This window comes from Glycomyces sp. NPDC021274 (genome assembly GCF_040641195.1).
GTDB lineage: Bacteria > Actinomycetota > Actinomycetes > Mycobacteriales > Micromonosporaceae > Glycomyces.
This window is the reverse complement of sequence record NZ_JBFADC010000003.1, coordinates 103,358-121,237: the sequence shown is the minus strand read 5'-3', so window position 1 is coordinate 121,237 and position 17,880 is coordinate 103,358. Positions and strand designations below refer to the sequence as shown.

At 71.2% G+C, this 17,880-nt stretch carries 13 protein-coding genes; 6 read left to right on the top strand and 7 right to left on the bottom strand.

Annotated features, from left to right (window positions below; genetic code table 11):
- Position 1 precedes the first annotated feature (1 nt).
- A complete protein-coding gene (locus tag AB0I03_RS08170; RefSeq protein ID WP_360409951.1) occupies positions 2 to 898 on the bottom strand; it encodes an ABC transporter permease in 897 nt (298 codons plus the stop codon).
- A 17-nt stretch (positions 899 to 915) separates the two neighbouring features.
- On the bottom strand, positions 916 to 1,998 hold the full coding sequence (locus AB0I03_RS08165; protein WP_360408440.1) for an ABC transporter permease: 1,083 nt from the start codon (positions 1,996 to 1,998) through the stop codon (positions 916 to 918).
- Between the two features lie 312 nt (positions 1,999 to 2,310).
- Here AB0I03_RS08165 and AB0I03_RS08160 point away from each other — a divergent pair, with 312 nt between their 5' ends.
- The 6 genes from AB0I03_RS08160 to AB0I03_RS08135 all read left to right on the top strand — a co-directional run bounded on the left by AB0I03_RS08160 (position 2,311) and on the right by AB0I03_RS08135 (position 10,398).
- On the top strand, positions 2,311 to 3,534 hold the full coding sequence (locus AB0I03_RS08160) for an NADP-dependent isocitrate dehydrogenase (RefSeq protein ID WP_360408437.1): 1,224 nt from the start codon (positions 2,311 to 2,313) through the stop codon (positions 3,532 to 3,534).
- Between the two features lie 122 nt (positions 3,535 to 3,656).
- Entirely contained in the window at positions 3,657 to 4,385 is a 729-nt protein-coding gene (locus AB0I03_RS08155; RefSeq protein ID WP_360408434.1) for an NTP transferase domain-containing protein, read from the top strand.
- A gap of 1 nt (position 4,386) precedes the next feature.
- On the top strand, positions 4,387 to 5,442 hold the full coding sequence (locus tag AB0I03_RS08150) for an iron-containing alcohol dehydrogenase family protein (protein WP_360408431.1): 1,056 nt from the start codon (positions 4,387 to 4,389) through the stop codon (positions 5,440 to 5,442).
- Between the two features lie 133 nt (positions 5,443 to 5,575).
- Positions 5,576 to 7,210: an ABC transporter permease gene (locus AB0I03_RS08145; protein WP_360408429.1), complete on the top strand. Its 1,635-nt coding sequence runs from the start codon at positions 5,576 to 5,578 to the stop codon at positions 7,208 to 7,210.
- A gap of 228 nt (positions 7,211 to 7,438) precedes the next feature.
- Positions 7,439 to 9,703, top strand: a complete 2,265-nt coding sequence (locus tag AB0I03_RS08140) for an acyltransferase family protein (protein ID WP_360408426.1) — start codon at positions 7,439 to 7,441, stop codon at positions 9,701 to 9,703.
- Positions 9,704 to 9,813: 110 nt separating this feature from the next.
- Complete coding sequence (locus tag AB0I03_RS08135; protein WP_360408423.1) at positions 9,814 to 10,398, top strand: hypothetical protein; 585 nt, start codon at positions 9,814 to 9,816, stop codon at positions 10,396 to 10,398.
- A 15-nt stretch (positions 10,399 to 10,413) separates the two neighbouring features.
- Here the strand turns inward: AB0I03_RS08135 and AB0I03_RS08130 are convergent, their stop codons facing one another.
- The 5 genes from AB0I03_RS08130 to AB0I03_RS08110 all read right to left on the bottom strand — a co-directional run bounded on the left by AB0I03_RS08130 (position 10,414) and on the right by AB0I03_RS08110 (position 17,856).
- Positions 10,414 to 10,845, bottom strand: a complete 432-nt coding sequence (locus AB0I03_RS08130; protein ID WP_360408420.1) for a hypothetical protein — start codon at positions 10,843 to 10,845, stop codon at positions 10,414 to 10,416.
- Between the two features lie 17 nt (positions 10,846 to 10,862).
- Positions 10,863 to 13,337: a glycosyltransferase family A protein gene (locus AB0I03_RS08125; RefSeq protein WP_360408417.1), complete on the bottom strand. Its 2,475-nt coding sequence runs from the start codon at positions 13,335 to 13,337 to the stop codon at positions 10,863 to 10,865.
- 190 nt (positions 13,338 to 13,527) lie between these two features.
- Complete coding sequence (locus AB0I03_RS08120) at positions 13,528 to 14,664, bottom strand: glycosyltransferase (protein ID WP_360408414.1); 1,137 nt, start codon at positions 14,662 to 14,664, stop codon at positions 13,528 to 13,530.
- 82 nt (positions 14,665 to 14,746) lie between these two features.
- Positions 14,747 to 16,273: a glycosyltransferase gene (locus AB0I03_RS08115; protein WP_360408411.1), complete on the bottom strand. Its 1,527-nt coding sequence runs from the start codon at positions 16,271 to 16,273 to the stop codon at positions 14,747 to 14,749.
- Between the two features lie 11 nt (positions 16,274 to 16,284).
- On the bottom strand, positions 16,285 to 17,856 hold the full coding sequence (locus AB0I03_RS08110) for a hypothetical protein (protein ID WP_360408408.1): 1,572 nt from the start codon (positions 17,854 to 17,856) through the stop codon (positions 16,285 to 16,287).
- Positions 17,857 to 17,880 lie beyond the last annotated feature (24 nt).

The window sequence follows — 17,880 nt, the reverse complement described above, 5'->3', positions numbered from 1 at the left end:
CTCACCTTTCCCTCAGGCGCGGGTTGAGGGCCTGGTCGAGGCCGCGTCCCATGGTGACGAGGCCGATCGTGAAGAGCACGATCATGAGCAGCGGCGCGAGCACGTACGGCATCGCGACCGGGAGGAGGAAGAAGTTGTTCTGCCATGACAGGTGGATCATCAGCCCCCAGTTGGGCGTGCCGGAGGGCATGAGGCCGAGGATGTAGAGGCCGACGATGGCGTAGATGGCCTGGTTCACGGCGATCACGAAGTTCACGAAGATGAACCCGGCCATGTTCGGCAGGATCTCCCGGAACACGATCCGCATCGGACCGAGGTGCTGGAGCTTCGCGGCCTCCACGAACTCGCGCTCCTTGAGGGACATGACCTGCGCCCGGATGGACCGGAACAGGAACGCCCACATGGTGGAGCCGACGACGATCGCCACGCCCCACGGCGGGATGTCCTCGAAGAAGGCGACCACTGCGATCATGAGCAGGAACTGCGGGATCGTCACCGTGACGTCCGTAAGCTGCAAGAGGATCGCGTCGATCCGGCCGCGGAAGTAGCCCGCGATCGAGCCGAGGACGACGGCCACGAACACGGCCATGATCGCCGCCAGGCCGCCGACCCAGATGGGTTCGGCCCCGGAGTTCACCAGGATCGTGAAAGTGTCCTTACCTTCGTACTGGGTGCCGAGCCAGTGCTCGCCCGAGGGCGCGGTCCAGATCTTGGTGGTGTCGGTGGGGTTGTCCTGGTCCACCACGAGCGGGCCCACGAAGGAGAACAGCACGATCCCCAGGACCAGCACGGTTCCTGCGAATCCGGCGGGGGAGCGGGTGAGGCCGGTCCAGATCTGGCCGAACGTGCTCTCCCGGAAGGTGCGGCGGGGCTTGGCCGGCGCTTCGGCAGCGCGCATGTCAACAGCGGTCATGCTCACGCCTCCTGGTTCTCGGACTTGATGCGCGGGTCGATCTTCACCAGCAGGAGGTCCACGATGAGGCTCGTGATGACGACCGAGGTGGCGAGGATGATGACCGCGGCCTGCACCACCGGGTAGTCGCGGTTGCCGATGGCCTGCATCAGCATCTGCCCGACCCCGGGGTAGTTGAGGATCTGCTCGATGACGATCGAGCCGCCCACGAGCATGCCCAGCTGGAGGGCGATCTGCGGGACCACCGGCAGGAGCGCGTTGCGGCCCACGTAGTTGCGGCTGATGCGGCCGGGCTTGAGGCCGCGGGCGCGCGCCACCGTCACGTAGTCCTCGGTGAGCACTTCGGTCGTGGCGGCCTTCATGTTGAGCATGAACGCGCCGGTGGAGGTGAACGCGAAGGCGGTGATCGGCAGGATCGCGTGGAACAGCGCGTCGCCGAAGAACACCGGGTCCAGGCCCGGCTCGATGCCGGCCGTGACGCGGCCGCGCATGTCAAGGAACGGCAGGATGCCCAGCACCGTGTAGCCGAGGACGACCACCGCGGCGATGAGGATGTAGTTCGGGACGCCCGTCAGGAACGAGCCGACCGAGGTCATGGTGTGGTCGAGGACCGAGCCGCGCCGGTAAGCCGTGGCCATGCCGACCGAGAGGCCGATGACCGCCGCCAGGACGATGCCGGCGCCGACGGCGAACAGCGTCCAGGGCAGGTACTCCATGACGTGCTCGAACACCGAGGTGCTGGGACTGGTGAGCGAGTTGCCCAGGTCCAGGGTGACCAGGCCCTTGAGGAACTCGAGGTACTGCGACCAGGCGCTGGCGTTCGGGTCGTAGGCGACGATGTTCGCGGCGGTGGCCATGGCCTGGTCGTGCGACATGCCGGAGCTGTTGAGGCGCCCGGCCATGATCTCGATCGGGTCGCCCGGCATGAGCTGCATGAGCATGAAGGTGATGGTCGCGACCAGCCAGATCACGAAGACCGACTGGAGGATGCGGCGGAAGACGTAGGAGGTCCAGACGCGCCGCACCACGCGGGCGGCGGTACGGGGCGGCGCGTCGCCCGGCGGGGGCGCGGCAGGTGCGGTCACCTCGGTGCACTCCTTCGTGCGCTAGTCGGGGACCGGTTCCCGCAAGAACCGGTGAGCCTCGGATGACGGGGGGCGAAACAAATTGGAAAGAATGTTTCTAGTTAAAGAAGCTACCTGCCGTGACCCGGGGCACGCCAGCCTTGAGACGGAATCGTTATCGCTGCGCCCGTGCTGTGACCATCGACTCCCGGGGCCGGGCGCGGGCTTCCACGGTAAAGCCAGTACGCTCGTACTGTTAGGGGCGGCAGCCTCGGCGCCCTCAGCGGCGCGGACACACCAGGCGCAGGTGAGCGCAGGAGAGGTAACGAGACTATGGCGAAGATCAAAGTGGCGAACCCGGTCGTCGAGCTCGACGGCGACGAGATGACCCGCATCATCTGGAGCAAGATCAAGGACGAGCTGATCCACCCCTACCTGGACGTGGACCTCAAGTACTACGACCTCTCCATCGAGCACCGCGACGCGACCGACGACCAGGTCACCGTGGACGCCGCCAACGCGATCAACCAGTACAACGTCGGCGTCAAGTGCGCCACCATCACCCCCGACGAGGCCCGCGTCGAGGAGTTCGGCCTCAAGAAGATGTGGCGCTCCCCGAACGGCACCATCCGCAACATCCTCGGCGGCGTCGTCTTCCGCGAGCCCATCATCATGAGCAACGTGCCCCGCCTCGTCCCGGGCTGGACCAAGCCGATCATCATCGGCCGCCACGCCCACGGCGACCAGTACAAGGCCACCGACTTCAAGGTCGACCGCCCCGGCACCCTCACCGTCACCTTCACTCCGGCCGACGGCTCCGAGCCGATCGAGATCCAGGCCGCCGAGTACCCGGAGGGCGGCGGCGTCGCCATGGCGATGTACAACTACAAGAAGTCCATCGAGGACTTCGCGCGCGCCTCGTTCCGCTACGGCCTGGCCCGCAACTACCCGGTCTACATGTCGACCAAGAACACCATCCTGAAGGCCTACGACGGCATGTTCAAGGACGTGTTCCAGGAGATCTTCGACAACGAGTTCAAGGCCGACTTCGACGCCAAGGGCCTGACCTACGAGCACCGCCTCATCGACGACATGGTCGCCGCGGCCATGAAGTGGGAGGGCGGCTACGTCTGGGCCTGCAAGAACTACGACGGCGACGTCCAGTCCGACACCGTCGCGCAGGGCTTCGGCTCGCTCGGCCTCATGACCTCCGTGCTCATGACCCCCGACGGCAAGACCGTCGAGGCCGAGGCGGCCCACGGCACCGTGACCCGCCACTACCGCGCCCACCAGCGCGGCGAGAAGACCTCGACCAACCCGATCGCCTCGATCTTCGCGTGGACCCGCGGCCTCGCCCACCGCGGCAAGCTCGACGGCACCGCCGAGGTCACCGGCTTCGCGAACCAGCTCGAGAAGGTCGTCATCGACACCGTCGAGGGCGGCAGCATGACCAAGGACCTCGCCGCGCTCGTCGGCAAGGAGCAGGCGTGGCAGACCACGGACGAGTTCCTCGACACCCTGTCGGAGAACCTGGCCAAGTCCGTCTCGTCCAAGTAGCGCTCCATCCCGGTCGGAGGCCCCGGTCCACGTGTGCAGGCGCACATGCGGCAGGGGCCTCCCCCCTTTCGGGACTTGTAAACTAGGCGGGTTACAGCCGTCGATCGGAAGGCCGCAAACTCGTGAGAGGCGTCATCCTCGCCGCCGGACAAGGGCAGCGCCTGCGCCCTGACACCGACGCGCTCCCCAAGACCCTCCTACCGGTCACCGCGACGGAGACGATCCTCGACACGATCGTGCGCGGCCTGGCCGAGGTCGGCGTCCTCGACCTCGCGATCACCGTGGGCCACGCCGCCGAGCGGATCCGCGAGCACGCCCCGGTCCTCGAAGCGCGCTACGGCGTCACCGTCGCCATCGTCGACAACGACAAGCCGCACTGGAACAACGCGTACTCGCTGTGGACCGCCCGCGAGCACTATGCGCAGGGCGCCGTGCTCGTCAACGGCGACACCGTGCACCCCACGAGCGTCGAGCGGAACCTCCTCGCCGCCGCCGCGACCGACCCGCGGCTCCTCATCGCCCTCGACGACCACAAGCAGCTCACCGACGAGGCCATGAAGGTCCGCGTGGGCGCGGGCGGCGTCGAGCTGATCCACAAGCAGCAGCCGATCGCCGCCGCCGCAGGCGAGTACATCGGCGTCAGCCTCATCCCCGCCGGCGTCGCCGAGGACCTCACCAAGGCCCTCGAGACGACCTACACGCGCGACACGACCCTCTACTACGAGGACGCCTTCCAGCTCCTCGCCGAGGCCGGCCAGATCGGCACCGTCTCCACCGGGCCCGTGGCCTGGACCGAAGTCGACGACCACGCCGACTGGGCGCTGGCAAAGACCATCGCTGAGGGCCTGTAGGTTGCCGACCTTCGCGCGCACCGTCCTGGCGCCGATCACCGTCGAAGTCTCGGCCGGGGCGCTCAAGCGCCTCCCCGAACTGCTCGCCGACTCCCGGATCTCCTCGGGCGGGCGCGTCGCCGTCGCGCTCGGGCCCGGCCTCGGCGAGAGCATCGCGGCCGAGCTCGACCACCTGCCGGACGCCACCGTCCACACCGTCACGCCCGGCAGCCTCCACAGCGCCAAGGAGCTCACCAAGAGCCTCCGCGCCGACCACCGGGTCGACGCCCTCGTGGGCATCGGCGGCGGCAAGCTCCTCGACACCGCGAAATGGGCCGCGTCCGACCTCGGCCTGCCCATGGTCTCGGTCGCGACCAGCCTCGCCCACGACGGCCTCGCGTCGCCGACCGCCTCGCTCGAGCGCGACGGCGTGTCCGTCTCCTACGGGGTCCACCCGCCGCTCGCGGTCCTCGCCGACCTCGACTTCATCCGCCAGGCGCCCGCGCACCAGCTGCAGTCCGGCATCGGCGACGCGCTCACGAACCTCTCGGCCGTCGCCGACTGGCAGCTCTCGCACGAGGTGAACGGCGAACCCGTGGACGGCCTCGCCGCCGCGATCGCCCGCACCGGGGCCGAGGCCGTGCTGCGCCACCCCGGGACCATCGCCGACGAGTCGTTCCTGGCGACCCTCGCAGACGCGCTGATCCAAGGCGGCCTCGCGTCCAGCATGGCCGGGTCGTCCCGGCCCTGCTCGGGCGGCTGCCACGAGATCGCGCACGCGCTCGAAGCGCTCCACCCCGGACTGGCCACGCACGGGGCGCAGGGCGCCGTCGGCGCGCTCGTCTGCACGTGGCTGCGGGACGACAAGGCCCTGTTCAAGGAGCTGTCGGCCGCCATGAAGCGGCACGGCCTGCCGCGCACGGCGAACGAACTCGGACTGCAAATCGCGGAGCTCGCCACAGCGGTGGCCTACGCGCCGAGGACCCGCCCAGGCCGTTATACGATTCTCGAACATCGTGAACTGGACTCGGTGGCGCTGGAGCGACACCTGACGGAGATGATGCATGAGCTCGATTAGCCCGCACCCCGAAGGAGTCTCCGGCCCAGCCGGGAACAACGACGGGAGCCCGGACAACTCCGATACGACCGCCCCTCAGGGCGGTTTCGGTACCGGGCCTTCGGCCAACCCCGCGGGGTACCCGCCGGGGTCCATGAGCTCCGGATCGGCGGCTTTCGCGAGCCCGCCCCCGTCAGCCGCTCCCGGCATCACCCCCGGACACCAGGGCAACGCCGCGGGCTCGCCGCCGCGCCCCCACGCACCGCAGCCCCCGCAGGGCTACGGTCCCGCCTACGCCGCGCCCGCCGGGCAGCCGCAGGCCTACGGCGCGCCGACGCACCACCAGGCGCCGCCCCCGCCGAACCCCGGTTACGGTGCGCCGCAAGGGCAGCAGCCCTACGGCACGCCGCCCCCGCCGCACGGTCCCGGCCAGGGGCAGGGCCAGCAGCCCTACGGGGCTCCGCAGCCCCACGGACCCGGCCAGCCCGGTCAGCCGCAGGGCCAACCGAACCCGTACGGCCAGCCGCAGGGCCAACCGCAGGGTCAGCCGAACCAGGGCGGCAGCGGCCACTTCCAGCCGCAGCAGCCCCCGCCGCCTCCCGCGACGGCGCCGGCCCCCCACGGCCAGAGCTCGCCCCCGCGCCCGACCGCTCCGGCCCCGCACACCCAGACCCCGCCGCCCCCGGCGTCGGCCCCCCAGAACCAGGGCCAGCAGCCCGGACAGCAGGCGAACCAGCAGCAGGCCGGCCAGCAGAACCCGGCCGGCCAGGTCCCGCAGGCGCCCTACGCGACCCGCAACGAGCCGAGCCGGGACATGCCGGTCGCCGGCGCGTCCCCGATCCGCCGCAACCTCGACGACACCGCCGAGCTCCCGGCCTTCCTCGACTCGGCCCGCAGCGACGAGACCGGCCCGATCACGCGCCCCGCCGAGGTCAAGCCGCTCAAGCGGAAGTTCCCGCTGACCACCGGCTTCACGGCGCTCGTGCGCCACCGCAACGCCCTGTCGGTCCTCGTCCGCCGCGACCTCGCCGTCAAGTACCAGGGGACGGTGATGGGCTACATCTGGTCGCTCATCGAACCGCTCGGCCTCACGGTCATCTACTGGTTCGTGTTCGACCTCGTCTTCGGCGGCGGCAACGCCATGCCCGAGAACGCGAACGGCGAACGCGCGGGCTACCTGCTCTTCATCGTCTCGGGCATCTTCGCCTACCAGTGGTTCAGCTCCGGGGTCAACGAGGGCGCGAAGTCCCTCGGCGGCCAGGCGGCGCTCATCACCGTGATGAAGGTCCCCAGAGAGGTCTTCCCGGTCTCCAAGGTCTTCGCGCGCTTCGCGGAGTACGTGGTCGGGTTCCCGATCCTGATCGCCGTCGCGATCTGGCAGGGCGGCACCTTCGGGCTCAACCTGCTGTGGCTGTTCCCGGCGATCCTGGTGCAGACGATGCTCCTGGCCGGCATGGTGTTCATCCTCGCCGGGCTCAACGTCCTCTACAAGGACGTCTCGCGCTTCCTGCCGCTCATCATGCGGGTGCTCTTCTACGCCTCGGCGATCATCTACCCGGTCACCAAGGTCTCCGAAGCGCCCACCATGGAGGAGAACCCCTGGCTGTACGACATCTTCTCGTCGAACCCGCTCATCGGCATCTTCTCGATGCACCGGGCGGCCTTCATCCCCGAGCTGGCGCCGACCACCTTCCAGCTGTGCGTGGCCGTGGGCGTCTCCGTGTTCCTGATGTTCTTCGGACGCTGGATCTTCTACCGCGTCGAGCCCCGAGTCCTCAAGGCGCTCTAGCAGTATGAAACGGCCCCGACCTGTGAGCAGGTCGGGGCCTTCGCATGCACGGGACGACCGCGCGGCCGTTCCCTCGGTACGATGGGGGAAAGCGAGTACTCGCCGTCCATTCCCCGGATGTGCCCCGGGCGGCGAGTCGACCAATACCGGCCGATGCAGCGGGAACGGGATGCCTAGTATGGGGCGACTCGAACGCCCCCGCCACCCCTAGACGGAGAATCCTGCACCATGACCTCGCCCCAGCCCCCCGGGCCACAGCCCCGAGCCGCAGCCGGGAACGGTGTCAACGAGGAGACGCTCCACCTGCCCACCATCACGGCCGCGACCGCGCCCCCGCGCACCGCGCCCAGCCCTTACGCGCCCCGCCCGGCGTTCCGCCCCCCGATGCCGCCGCCGCCCGCCGCCGGCACCCCGCCCCGCCCGGCCCCGGTCCCGGCCGCCCCGCCGACCGTCAAACGCTGGGAGGGCATGGGATTCCGGCCCGACATCCAGGGCCTGCGCGCCATCGCGGTCGTCCTGGTACTCCTCTCCCACGCCGGATTCGGCTTCGCCGCAGGCGGTTACGTGGGCGTGGACGTGTTCTTCGTCGTATCCGGCTTCCTCATCACCTCGCTGCTGGTGAAAGAGGTCCACGACACCGGCGGCATCTCCATCTCGGGCTTCTACGCCCGCCGCGCCCGCCGCATCCTGCCCGCCGCGAGCGTCGTCACGATCGCCACCATCATCGGCGCGTGGCTGTGGTTCCCCATCACCAGGCTCGAAGCGGTCCTCCAGGACGCCTTCACCGTGATCGTCTACGTGGTGAACTACCGCTTCATCGCGCAGGAGACCGAGTACCTCAACGCCGACCAGATGCCGTCGCCGTTCCAGCAGTTCTGGTCCCTCGCCGTCGAAGAGCAGTTCTACCTCGTCTGGCCCCTGCTCCTGGTGGGCCTGCTCATGCTCATCAAGCGCCGCCCGGACCGCTTCGTCGCGACCGCGACCGCCTTCGCGTGCGGCATCTTCGCGATCAGCCTGGTCCTGTCGGTGTACGTCACCCAGCAGTCCGAGCCCGTCGCCTACTACGGCGCGCACACCCGGGCCTGGGAGCTCGCGGGCGGCGCGCTCCTCGCGCTGTCCCTCCCCGCATTGAAGCGCACCCCGAAGTACCTGGCCTGGGGGCTCGGCATCGCGGGCCTCGCCGCGATCATCGCCGCGGGCGCCTTCTACACCGAGTCCACCTCGTTCCCCGGCTACACGGCGCTGCTGCCCGTCGCCGGCACGGCGATGGTGATCATCGCGGGCTCGGCGAAGGGCACGAACCCCGCGTCCTCACTGCTCGGCACCGGCCCGTTCCAGTTCGTCGGCAAGATCTCCTACAGCCTCTACCTGTGGCACTGGCCGATCCTCATCCTCATACCGCTCGCCGTCGGCGCCGAATCGGGCATCCTGCTCAACTCGACGCTCCTCCTCGGCGCGGTGGCGGTCGCGCAGTTCTCGTACCAGTACGTCGAAGAGCCGTTCCGCAAGGCCAAGCTGATGGCGCGACCGCTCCCCGGCATCGGCGCCGGCGTGGTCTGCTCCCTCACCGGCCTCGCGGTGCTCCTGGCGTTCACCACGGTCTACTCGAAGGTCCCCGAGGACCAGGATCCCGTGGACCTCGGCGCCGTCGAGCAGGTCGAGGACGACGACCAGGTCACGGAGCAGCTCACCGCCGCACTGGCACTGACCGAGGCCCCCGCGGACCTCACCCCGCCGCTCGCCGACATCGTGAAGGACGAGCCGGTGATCTACGCCGACGGCTGCCACGTCGGCACCGACGGCATCGACCTCCCCAGCGGCTGCGTCTACGGTGACCCCGACTCCGACACCACCGTCTACCTCTTCGGCGACTCCCATGCCGCCCAATGGTTCCCGGCCATGGAAGCCCTCGCCGTCGAGAACGGCTGGAAGCTCGTGCCGCGCACCAAGAGCGCCTGCACCCCCGTCACCGTCGCGGTCGACAACTCCTCGCTCGACCGCGAGTACACCGAATGCGCCGACTGGCGCGACAAGGTGTTCGAGGAACTGGCGACCGTCCAGCCCGCCCTGGTGCTGATCGCGGGCTCGGACGCCGCGTCGGTGATCGACGCGAGCGAAGGCGGCGGGCTCGGCCGGTGGCGCAACGGCTGGACCGACACCTTGGAGGAGATGCCCGACGCCACCAAGGTCGCCACGCTCACCGACACCCCGTGGAGCTTCGGCGACGCCGCGGCCGACTGCGTCTCGATCAACCCGCTGACGGAGTGCAACGACGACTACGGCATCGAGTTCACCGAGCGGCGCGAGACCGGCGTCGAGGTGCAGCAGGGCATGGGCGCCACGGTCATCGACTCGAGCGCCTGGTTCTGCGTCGACGACCAGTGCCCGGTCGTCGTCGGGAACCTGCTCGTGTACCGCGACAAGCACCACATGACCACGCCCTACGCCACGTCCCTTGCGGACGTGCTCGGAGCGGCCCTGCCGCAGCTCTGACGGCGCCCGCGGGCCGCTTCGCGGGCACCGGCCGCAGCGGGGGTGCTATACGATGGAACGGCCCCGAGCGACCCCCGAAGTCGGAACACACACGGAGACCTGAGTTCACAATGAAGCGATTGATCGCGCTGGCCGGAGTGCTCGCCTTTGCAGCCGGCTGCACCGCGTCGAACGATGGCGCCGGCGACGGCACCGAGACGCCCGCCGCCGAGGCGGCCCCCGAGGCGCCGTACGAACTCGAACTCGCGGCGCCCACGGGCTTTGAAGCCCTCGACGGCGCCGAGCGCCCCGCCCACGTGACTCCGGAGTACCGCGACTGGGTCTTCCAGCTCACGGGCGGCACCGAATCGGAGCTCATCATCGTCAGCTCCTACTACCTGCCCGAGGACGCCGGGACGGCCGACCGCGCCGGGCAGATCGCGCTGGTCCAGCCGCACGACGCCGAACTGGGGAACACCTCGCGGGCCGACAACTACCGTGACGCCCTGGTCCACCGCGAGCAGGGCCTGCACCGGTACTTCTACGCCGAAGACGCGGAAGGATTCCGCGAAGGGCACTACTACTACCTGTTCTCGGGCCGCCACCTCATCCAGATCTCCTGCCAGTGGGGTGCGGGCGGCGGCGGCCAGGCCGTGCAGACCGCCTGCATGTCGCTGACCGAGTCGCTGCCGGTCCCCGAGACCTGGGGCGCCTAGGGCTTACCGCAGAGCTCAACGCACGCCGCGCACCGGTTCGTCCGAGGGCGCGGCGTCGCTGTTCGCGGCGCCGCCGAGCGAGCGCATCAGCTCGTGGTGGCGCTCCTCGGCGACCAGGCGCTCGCGCTCGACGAGGGCGAGCAGCCGCTGGTCGGCGAATTCGGCGCGTTCACGCAGCGCGTCCAGGTCCTGCTCGACCCGCCCCGCGGCATCGGTGGTCTCACGGACCTGCGCGGCGAGCGCAGCGAGCTCCCCGCGCCGCACGGCGCTCCGGTCGAGGCGCATCAGGCCGGCGAGGACCAGCCCGTTCGCGACGACCAGCGCGGTCAGGGCGAGTTCGCTGCGGCCGAGCAGGGCTGCGGCGGCTCCGCCCGCGACGAGGAGGGCGGCGAGCAGTCCGGCCGTTCGACGCGCCGTCCGACCGGGGCCCTTGCGGGGCTGCGACATGGAAATCTCCTCAGAAGTCAGTGGTGCGGGGTCGGAACGAGCCGGAGGAGGCCCGCGGCGAGGTCCGCCGGGCCGTGCCGCTCGAGCGCGGCCTGCTGGGTCTTGCGGGAGTACTCCGCGAACCGCGGCGGGTCCGCGCGGAATTCGGCGACCACGTCGAGGACCTCGGCGGGCTCGCAGTACACCGGGCCTTCGCCGAACACGCCGCGCAGCCGCTCCGGCATGAGCACCACGCATCCGGCGGCGAGCGCCTCCAGCACCTCCGCGGCCGGGATCGAGGACACGTCCTCGTGCGGGAAGCAGGCGAAGAAGTCGATCTGGTGCAGGAAGCTGCGCACGGCGGCGGGGTCGAAGTCGTACCGCGTCCAGTTCGCCGGCAGCCGCGTGCGCCCGAGGCGCTCGAGCGGCACGCGGAGGTTCCCCATGAGCCGCACGTCCACGCGCGGGTCGGCCGGGTACGCGCCGAGCAGGGTCTCGGGAGTGGACGGCCAGGAGCGGTGCCCCTCGGAGTAGTCGAACCGGCCCAGCACCGGGAGGTCGCCGCGGAAGCCCGAGCGGGGCAGTACGGGGCCGTCGCGGCGCGCCACCTCCGGCAGGAGCGCGTCGGCGACGCGGTCGGCGGCGGCACCGAGGAACGGCAGCGATTCGCGGACGGACTCGTTCCGGCACACCCACACCGGGGCGAGCCCGAAGAGCCGCTCGGCGAGCGCCTCGCACCGGGACGGGTCGTAGTGGAGCTCGCCGAACGGCGCGGCGGGCGAGGAACCCGCGAGCAGTGCGAGGCGGCCGATGCGCGCCCGGCTGACCGCGTGCGGCGGGTACTGGACCGCGGAGGGGTTGCGCACGACGAGGACGCCGATGTCGACCTGGTCCTCCAAGAGCACGTGGGCGACCTTGCCGGCGTTCACGAGCGCCTGGACCGGAGCGAGCAGCGGCTGGCGGCGGATGTCGGCGAAGCGCAGCGTCGGCAGGTGCATGACGCCCACGCGCAGCCCGCTTTCGACGCAGGCCCGCAGATCGTTCAGGAACGAGAGCCGCGGCGTGCCGGTCGAGGTGAGGTCGGCGGCGAACACGACGTCGAGGGCTTCGGGGTCGGGCGGCGCCAGCCGGAACTGGCGGGGGGCGTAGAACGGGCCCCGCTCGCCGCGCGGCAGGTACGGCGAGGCGTCCTGCGCGGCGATCGCGCGGTGCCACTCCTCGTACGAGGAGCGGTAGACCGCACGGGCCGGGTGGATCCACCCGGCGCGGAAGTCGCCGCCCGACAGGGAGTCGGCCCTGGTGCGCACCAGGGTGAGGTTCTGGGGCAGGTGCACGAAGGCGTCCGCGCCGAACACCGCCCTCATGCGCCGGAAGTACTCGGTGTCGGCGGCTTTGCGCACCGCGTCCATGTAGCCGAGGCGTTCCAGCACCCGGGGGCGGCGGTACATCAGCGCCGCGGTGCACAGCGAGCGGTGGAGGCGGCCGACCCGGTTGAGTTCCAGGCGGTCGGTGGTGAAGACGCAGTCGGAGCTGGTGCCCGTGATCGCATCGTCCGCGAGCATCGGGGCGACTTGGAGCTCGAGCCGCTGCGGGTGCATCCAGTCGTCGGAGTCGTGGGTGGTGACGAAGGCGGCGCTCGTCGCGTCGAGGGCGAGGTTCCGGCAGTGGTAGGTGCCGCGGTTCTCGGGGGAGCGGATGAGCGTGACGCGGCTGTCGAGGCCGGCGCACCGCTCGAGCAGCTCCGCGTACTCGTCGCCGGAGCCGTCGTCGACGAGGAGCAGTTCGAGGTTCCGCCAGGTCTGGGCGAGGATCGAGCGGATCGCGGTCAGGATCGTCTCGTCGGGCCGGAAGCAGGTGACCATCACCGCGATCGTCGGCCCGGCGTCGACCGGCGGGAGCGGGTCGGCGGTGATGCGGTCGAACGGGGCCGCCCCGGCGTCGTCGGTGAAGCGGATCGGCGGCCCGGGGAAGAGCGCCGCGAATTCGGGCAGCCAGTCCTCGGACGGGGTGATGCCCGTCCACGGGTTGGCGAGGTCCGCGCGCACGCCGTACGCGACCTCGGGGTGCACGTCGGGGTACTGCCGCAGCAGGTCCGCGGCCCTCTCGGGCGCACCGAGCGCGGCACTGGCCTGGAGGTGGACCTCCTTGTCCCGCTTGGCGATCTTCTCCGCGGGGCAGTGCGCCAGCAGGAGGTCGTAGAGCCGCAGGCCGAGCAGCTGGTCCTCGCGGGAGGTGTTGCCGAGGAGGTGGACCCTGGCGAGCGCCGACATCCAGTTGAGGTCGATCCGGTGGCCGGTGAACGCGGCCGGGTCGTCGGCGGCGGCGGCGGCGATCGCCTCGAGCGGCAGCCGCGGGTGCACCGCGCGGAAGGCCAGGAGGTCGCGGGCCTCGCGGGAGCCCGACCTGAGGATGGAGGCGATGACGGCGCGGTTGCTGACGCCGCCGCGCCGGAACTGGCGCAGGTTGGACCGGAGCACCTCCTCACGGTCCGAGGGGTCGTCGGTGGTGGGCATGTCGTCCTTCCGAGGGAGCGTCGGCGACGGGGGCAGGGTGTCGCGATCGCGGGGTGCGGCCTTTCGAGTCTCCTCGATCGGGCGTCGATCCAGCGTACCCGGTTCGGCTGCTGCCATGCAGGCCACAATGCTCGGTCCCGGCCCGCTCGAGGCCGGCGTCACCGCCGGGGACGCCTGCCCCCGGTTCCGGTCAGAGCGGCACGCCCACCGCAGCGAACCGCGCCCGGTGGGCGGCGGTCCCGAACCGCTCGCGGACGACGGCCGGCCCTTCGCGCCGCAGCTCGGCGTACCGCGCCGGGTCGTCCGCCAATTCGAGGAGCACGTCGCGGACCCGGTCGGGCTCGGCGTACACGGCGCCCGCGCCGAAGAGCGGCTCGAAGATCGGTGGCAGCACGGTGGGAACGCCCGCGGCCATCGCCTCGGCCGGGGCCATGCCGAAGGCCTCGAGCATCGACGGGTCCGGGTAGTACACGAAGAAGTCCAGGCCGGCGAGGAACTCGCCCGGCGCGATCGCGTCGAACTGGTGCACCGTCCAGTTCTCGGGCAGCTGCCCGAGGATGCGCCGCGGCGCGACCGCACCGCCGAGGACGTGCACCTCGAAGGCGTCGTCGTCGGGGTAGCAGGCTCGCAGCAGTGCCGCCGAGGCCGGCCATTTGGTGATGTCGTCCCGCGAGTGGCGCCCGATCCGCACGGGGCGGGAGACGGGACGGCCGGTCCGCGCGGGGGCATCGCCGGTCTCGATGATCGGGTACCAGTACCAGTCCTCCAGGGCGACGTCCCGCATCGCAGCGCCGTGATGGGCCAGGAGCGCCTCCCTGACCCGCGGCCCCGCGGCGATCCACTCGTGATCGCCGATCCAGGCGCGCAGGTTCGCGTGGACGCCGGCGACGTCCCAGACGTCGGCACCGGGTTCGGCCCCGCCGTAGTGCGTCACCGGCGTCTGGTTGACGACCAGCAGCTTCCGCTTCGCCTCGATGGCGGGGAGCCCGGGCCCCAGGTTGGAGGCGAACGGCGGGAACCGCATGAGCAGCAGGCCGCAGCGGACCTTCGCCTCCGGTTCGACGAGCGACACCCCGAGGCCGTCCACGAGTTCGAGGACCTTGGGATTGATCGAGCGCGGCGGGTCGTAGTCGCGGCGCGGATGGTGGAACAGCCCGACGGTCAGCCCGCCGGCCGCGAGCAGCCGCACCTCGCTGATATTGCTGGCGGTCGTCCCTCCCGGCAGGGTGAGATCGGAGACGATCACCACGTCGAACTCCCGTTCGGCCGTGTCGTTCGGCAGGCGCTGCGCCGCATGGCGGCCCTGCTCCCGGGGCTGACTCATCATGTTCCTCTCATCAGCGCGGCGGGGTTCCGCGTGCAGGGGTGCGCGGACCGCGGTGAGGAAAGCGTATATCCGCCCCCTGGGCTCAGGCGCTGAGCGCTCCGACGCCGTGGCGGGACAGCCGCTCGGCCAGGGAGCGCGGCGAGCAGTGCTCGTCCACGAACGCCCAGGCCGCCTGCTGCCGCGACGCGTACCAGTCGGGGTCGTCCATGAGGCGCCGGGCCGTCGACGCGACGTCCTCCGGGGCGCGGTACAGCGCCGCGTCGGCGAACGTCGGCTCGAACACCTGGTCCATGATCACCGGCACGCCCGCGGCCATCGCCTCGAGCGGGGCGCGGCCGAACGCCTCGGCGCCGTCGCTCGCGATGTAGTACGAGAAGACGTCGATGCCCGCCAGGAACTCGCTGGAGGCGACCGCGCCGAACTGGTGGACGGTCCAGTTCGACGGGAGCCTGCCGAGCATCCGGCGGGGCGTCTCGGCGCCCCCGAGGACGTGGATCTCGAAGCCGTCGGCCTCCGGGTAGCACTGGCGGAGCACCGACGCGTGCTCGGGCCACTTGACCCGGTGGTCGCGGGAGTGCCTGCCGATCCGGATGCGGCCGTCGCCGGCGCGGCGCTTCTCCTGCCGCCAGTGGGCGGGGTCGATGCACTCGTTCCACGGCTCGTCGGCGAGCTCCAGCCCCGAGAACGCCTCCGCGTGATGGCGCTCGAGGATCCGCTGCACGGCCGGACCCCCTGCGTACCACGTGTGCGGGCCGAGCCAATCCCTCACGCTCGCTTCGACATCGGCGATGTTCCAGGCCTGCTCGCGGGGGCCGTCGGGCCCGTAGAACCGGTAGGGGGTCTGATTGGCGATCACTACAGTGGACCGCGCGATCACCGCGGGCCGCGACTCGAGCGGCTTCGCGAGCACCGTCGGGAGCCGCACCACCGCCAGCTCGCACTCGACTTCGTCGTGGGCGCCGAGCAGGCGCACCCGCTCACCGTCCACGAGCTGCAGCACGCGCTCGCTGATCGGTGCGTCGATCCGCCAGTCGAACACCGGGTGGTGCACGAGGCCGACGCTGAGTCCCAGCTCCAGGTACGCCTGGATGTCAGCGGTGATCGCGGAGGTGTTCCCGCCCGGCAGGCCGAAATGCGACACCACCACCACGTCCAGCCGCGACCGGCGCGGCCCCTCGCGGCGCGCCCGCTCGTCGTCGCGGTACCAGTCCAGGACCGTCCGCATCAGCTCGATGCGCCGGTCGACGGGTACGCCCGCGTCGGCGGCGGTCTCCTTGGCGATCTCGAGCGCGCTGTCGGGGAAGCCCCCGGCGAGCGCTTCGCGCGCTTTCGCGGCGCGCCGGGCGGCCGTGCCGCCGGCGAGGTCGGGTGCGGCGTCGTCGCCGATGAGCGTCTCGGCGTCGCGGTCGCGGTGCAGCCTGAGCAGCAGGCGCGTCCCCGCGACCGCCCCGGTCGCCAGCACGGCGAGCACGAGCGCGGTCAGCACCAGCCCCGCCCACGGCGGGACCAGGAGGACCAGCGCGGCGGCGGCCAGCGTCGCGAGCACGGCACCGCCGCCCGCGGCGCTCAGCCGCTTCGAGCGGCGCACGCGCCCGATCAGGGACGTCACGGAGAGGTTCACTAGGCTGCGCTCACGATCTGCTCGGTGTCGGTCGGGACTGACGGCCGGACGCCGGTGGCGCCCAGCCCCCGCACGCGGCGGATCAGGGCCGCGGGGGAGAACCGCTCTTCGATGACCCGCAGGCCCGCCTCGATGCGGGCCGCCCGGTACGCGGGGTCGTCCGCGATCCGCCTGACATGGGCCTCGACTTCCGCGGGCTCGCAGTAGACCGCACCCTCGCCGAACAGCTCCGCGAAGCTCGGCGGGAGGATGCACGGCACGCGCGCGGCCATAGCCTCCAGCGGCGAGCGGCCGAACGCCTCGATGTACTGGTGGTCGATGAAGTAGGAGTGCACGTCGATCCCGCCGAGGAACTCCACGGGCGTGATCGCGCCGAACGGGTGCGACACCCATCCGGCGGGCGGCCCGCCGACGATGCGGCGCAGCGCGTGCTCACCGCCCAGGACGTGGATCTCGATGTCGTCGCGGGCCGGGTAGGCGTCCAGGAGCTGCTTCGCCATGTTCGGGAACTTCGTCACGTGGTCGCGGCTGTGCCGCCCCACCCGCACGGGGTCGTTCGGGCCCCGCACCCGCCGGTTTGCGGGGGTCCACTCGGCGAGGTCGATCGTCTCGTACCAGAAGTCGGCCGCGAGGTCGATGTCCGCCATGTCGTGGGCGTGGTGGGTCCGCAGGACGTCGCGCACGGCGGGCCCGATCGCGTACCAGGTGTGCGGGCCGATCCATTTGGTGAGGTTCGCGTGCACGTCGCGGATGTTCCAGGACGTGCCGTATCCGCCCGCCGGACCGTACTCCTCGTGCGGGGTCTGGTTCACCAGCAGCACGGACCGGCCGGCGTCGATCTGCGGCAGCTCGTCCATGAGCCGCTCCATCGCCGTGGGGAACCTGACGATCAGCAGGTCGCACCGCACCGAGTCGTGCGGGCGCACCTCGACGACCCGTTCGTCGTCGATGAGCGAGCGGATCTTGTCGTGCACGGGCCGGTCCAGCGCCCGGTCGTACACCGGGTGGTGCACGACGCCGACGCGCAGGCCGGCGCCGCGGTAGGCGAGGATCTCGGCTTCGTTCGCGGAGGTGGTGCCGCCCAGCAGGTTCATGGCGGAGACGATCACGATGTCGAGGTCGTGGTGGCGGGGCGCCCTCGCCTCGCGGCGCCTGGCGGCGTGGTGTTCGGCGAGGGCCGTCAGCGCCCGCACCCGGTACTCGGAGTGCTCTTCCTCGTCCTCGGCGGCGCGCAGCAGCTCGGCGCCGGCGGTGATCGCCCATCCGCCGTCGAGCCGGGCCCGCCACCGGTCCAGCTCCCGCTGGCGGGGCCGCGGCAGCCTCGTGGTGCCCGTCCTGACGGCGGGGCTGAGCGTGGGGCGCGCGGTCTGCTCGCGGATGCGCCGCCCGGTGTGCCAGACGGTGAGCGCGGTGAGCGACCCGAGCGGGACGAGGCCCGCGGCGGCGATGGCGAGCATCGCCGGGGCGCCGCCGCCGAACGGCAGCACCAGCAGCGGGGCCAGCGGCAGTACCGCCGCGGCCAGCCACAGGGGCTGGCGGAGCGCCTTCTTGAACGTTCGGATCAATCTCATGATGCGCGGATTCGTGTCTTCCCA

Coding starts and splice junctions, on each gene's coding strand:
- AB0I03_RS08170 (WP_360409951.1), bottom strand. CDS start 898: ATGCGCGCTGCCGAAGCGCCGGCCAAGCCCCGCCGCACCTTCCGGGAG.
- AB0I03_RS08110 (WP_360408408.1), bottom strand. CDS start 17,856: ATGAGATTGATCCGAACGTTCAAGAAGGCGCTCCGCCAGCCCCTGTGG.
- AB0I03_RS08130 (WP_360408420.1), bottom strand. CDS start 10,845: ATGTCGCAGCCCCGCAAGGGCCCCGGTCGGACGGCGCGTCGAACGGCC.
- AB0I03_RS08135 (WP_360408423.1), top strand. CDS start 9,814: ATGAAGCGATTGATCGCGCTGGCCGGAGTGCTCGCCTTTGCAGCCGGC.
- AB0I03_RS08160 (WP_360408437.1), top strand. CDS start 2,311: ATGGCGAAGATCAAAGTGGCGAACCCGGTCGTCGAGCTCGACGGCGAC.
- AB0I03_RS08125 (WP_360408417.1), bottom strand. CDS start 13,337: ATGCCCACCACCGACGACCCCTCGGACCGTGAGGAGGTGCTCCGGTCC.
- AB0I03_RS08120 (WP_360408414.1), bottom strand. CDS start 14,664: ATGATGAGTCAGCCCCGGGAGCAGGGCCGCCATGCGGCGCAGCGCCTG.
- AB0I03_RS08145 (WP_360408429.1), top strand. CDS start 5,576: ATGAGCTCCGGATCGGCGGCTTTCGCGAGCCCGCCCCCGTCAGCCGCT.
- AB0I03_RS08140 (WP_360408426.1), top strand. CDS start 7,439: ATGACCTCGCCCCAGCCCCCCGGGCCACAGCCCCGAGCCGCAGCCGGG.